Here is a 2992-nt window from a genome sequence, read left to right as displayed (position 1 = left end):
GATCGTCCGTTCGGCGCCGTGAAGCGGATTGCGCCATCGTCTAGCACGTGCACCTCGACGTTTCCTTCATGCACCTGCCGGTGATGAAAGCGGCACAGGCTAACCAGGTTAGATAGCTTGGTCTCACCGCCGTGCGCCCAGTGCTTGATGTGATGCCCGTCCAGATAGCGCGTGTTTGGGCATCCCGGGAACCGACAGCAGCCCCGATCTCGGGACTTGAGCGCTCGATGCAGCGCCGGCGGAATGCTCCGCGTCTTGCGGCCGACATTCAGCGGCTCGCCGTCTGGGTTCTCCAAGATAGGAACCACACTGCAATCGCAGGACAATCGCCGACACGTTTCCGCGGAAACGCTCGGACCGTCTTCGTAACCGCACTGACCAGCGGTGCTGTCTCGAAGTGTTTCGGCATCCACGTGCACCACGATCTGATGCCGGTCTCCGCCCTTGAGCGCCGCTGGGCCCTGCGCCAGAAACGTTTCCGCGATGATGGTGAGCGCATCGACCTTACGGGCCGAGTGATCAATCCGCCATTCGGTATTCGGGACCTGCGTTTCTGCGGAAACGTCCGGCGGCGTCACTTCTTCACAGGCCGCTTCGATGGCCTTGATAAACATCTGGCCGGCCTCGGCCGGCAACCTCGCCTTGATCACCAGCATGCCATCGCCGTCATGAAACCAACTGAGCTTGCGATCGATCTGCTGCTGCGCCTCTCGCCCCAGCTCTTCGGCCTCCTTGCATCGGCGGAAGTCGCGCACGATTCTCTCTACGTGCGCCGCCGTGCCAGTTAACGCGTACTCCAGTAACGTCTTCTCCGTCTTCGGGCAGGCCACGCGCGTCAACGCGCGGACCTTCGCATAGCTCAGCTGCCCGCGCCCCATCGCCGCGGCGATCCTCGGCAGATTCACCAGCGCATTCGCCGTGCGCACCTTCTCGCGCGCCGCGCCCATGTCGATACCGCACTTCCAGTTGAGCCAATGCGCGCAGGATTGGGTGCCGCCGTCGCCGCCCCAACCTTTGCGGCGATCCCACTCGGCGATCAGCATCAAGAAGCGATAGTTGCCTGCGTTGAGATGGCCGGCGAGTTCGACGATCTGGTGACCCAGCTCCGCAAGCGACTGGCGGTCGGCAGCTCGGGCTTCGTCGCTTGGATAGGTTGGGTGAACATCCACTGCGATCATGGCTCACTCCTCACACGTTTCCGCGGAAACGCTTTCCGGCCTTCGCTTCAATACTTCAAACCAAATACACCGCCCTCGGCTCTCTCACTTGATACGGCAGCCGTTGCGCGGGCGCTGCGCCACCCTGCCCCGATCCACCGCGCCGCTTGAGCGCATCGATCAACGGCTTCAGCTTCACCGGATCCAACTCCGCCGCCGCGAGACTCATCCACCCCGCACCCGCGCGCGCCACCTCCGCGTGCAACACCGAGTCCTCATCATCCGCGTACTGCAACACCTCGGACAAACAATAAAGCATCCCTCGAACCTGCATCATCAACGTGCGCACGTTCGCAATAGCCTCTTCTAACGTCTTCGCCTCCGGCATTGTCGGCATGATGTTCGTCGCGCCGTCAGCCGCCTGCGATTGATTGCACCGTGAACCGCGGCGCTTCGAAGTATCATCTTTAGTAGCCATGTCATCCTCCAGATTAGGTTGATGTGGTCAGGCGTTCGGCGGTGTTGACGCACCGTCGGGCGCCGCCTTTCATGCATTGATCACTCGCTATCGATTTGTTTGATGTGCCGCGCGAACGATGAGGGGAGGTTTCGGGCGGTGGTCGGCGATGCCTATCAGTACGGGCTGATCTTACCTCGTTACTGTATATAACAACAGGTCGCCGACAGAATATATTCTTCGCGCCGGGATCATCGCTCCGCGGCACCGCCCGCGCGGTTCACGCGGACCAAGCAGCGCCCTATGGAAATGAGGACCTTTGGGTCTGTTCGGCTTTTTAGCTTTTATTGCTTGAACCGAACAAATATCCCAGCGCCAGACCAACCACACCGATTAGCACCGAGACCAACTTAAAGAAGGGCTCCGTGAGGCCACCAGTAACAGTCACGGTGATTGGGGAAGGAATATTGGTGGCACCGGGAGCCGGCGCCGTTCCAATCGTTTGCTGGGGCGCCGTTACCGGAGTGATAGTGAAGGGAGCGGCATTGCTTCCTGTGTCCCTTAAAAAGGCCACGAACAGAAACACGAAGCACAGAATAATAACCAAGAAAGCAACGTTGCCCGGCTTCTCCTGCCTGGAGCCAACCAACCTCCCAAGGTAGCCCAGCTCAGTCTTAAGGTGGTTTATCTCGCCTTGCGCCAGTGAGTCAGGCGGAACAACTTTGGCCTCAACGAGCCGTGCTTGCTGCGGGGTAACTAGCTCTGAATCAAGCGGCTTTTGCGAGTCCAACGAAGTATTTCCTTATAAGTTCGTTTGGAATCACGCTTCCTTGACCGGCGTTCCGATGCGTCTCGTGCCAGGGAGAGCCCTTCTCGTGCGTCATTGCAGAAAGGTGAAGAGCGTCAATGCCGATGTACTTTTCCCACGTCAAGTCGAGTACATCAGCGAACGTTTTGTCGTCATCTGAAACGACGTACGCCTTCCATTCGCCGCTTTTAGGATCCAGAACTTTAAGATAGTCCGAGACGCAATCGGCGCCAAATCGCCTCATTTGTTTGTAAGCCGACTCCACCACCGGCCCATACTTCCATGCCTCGAACGGCTGATCAACCACTGGCTTGCCGGAGACAGCCAAGTGCCAGCCATTCAAGAAATAAAGCAGCTTCTGCATCTTCATAGGGGTCAGATCGGCACGCTTCTCGCGAAAGCCCCGCTGCAGAATCGAATTAACTACGGTTTCGGTGCTGTATGGCATGAATCGCGCTCCCCTCGATGGGGCCACAGAACTATAACTCACATGTCAATCCATTTTCGACGGGCTCAACTGCCATACATCGCGCTCCCCTCAAATCGCCGCCGAGCGCAGTGCACTGACAA

4 protein-coding genes are annotated in these 2992 nt (G+C 58.6%); all 4 read right to left on the bottom strand.

From position 1 onward, the window contains the following. On the bottom strand, positions 1-1178 hold a 1178-nt coding region (locus tag JNL55_RS22755), incomplete at its 3' end, for an HNH endonuclease (RefSeq protein ID WP_293859395.1). A 55-nt stretch (positions 1179-1233) separates the two neighbouring features. Then, positions 1234-1635, bottom strand: a complete 402-nt coding sequence (locus JNL55_RS22750; protein WP_293859392.1) for a hypothetical protein — start codon at positions 1633-1635, stop codon at positions 1234-1236. A 316-nt stretch (positions 1636-1951) separates the two neighbouring features. Next, on the bottom strand, positions 1952-2404 hold the full coding sequence (locus JNL55_RS22745) for a hypothetical protein (protein WP_293859389.1): 453 nt from the start codon (positions 2402-2404) through the stop codon (positions 1952-1954). After that, positions 2382-2870, bottom strand: a complete 489-nt coding sequence (locus JNL55_RS22740; protein ID WP_293859386.1) for a Panacea domain-containing protein — start codon at positions 2868-2870, stop codon at positions 2382-2384. The genes JNL55_RS22745 and JNL55_RS22740 overlap by 23 nt, the downstream gene beginning before the upstream one ends. Positions 2871-2992: the final 122 nt, after the last annotated feature.

The sequence above is a fragment of the Steroidobacter sp. genome, from assembly GCF_016790065.1.
GTDB lineage: Bacteria > Pseudomonadota > Gammaproteobacteria > Steroidobacterales > Steroidobacteraceae > Steroidobacter.
This window is presented reverse-complemented; position numbering and strand designations above follow the sequence as displayed.

Bases quoted from the DNA above. Each gene is read 5' to 3' on its own strand.
- JNL55_RS22750 (WP_293859392.1), bottom strand. From the start codon at position 1,635: ATGGCTACTAAAGATGATACTTCGAAGCGCCGCGGTTCACGGTGCAAT.
- JNL55_RS22740 (WP_293859386.1), bottom strand. From the start codon at position 2,870: ATGCCATACAGCACCGAAACCGTAGTTAATTCGATTCTGCAGCGGGGC.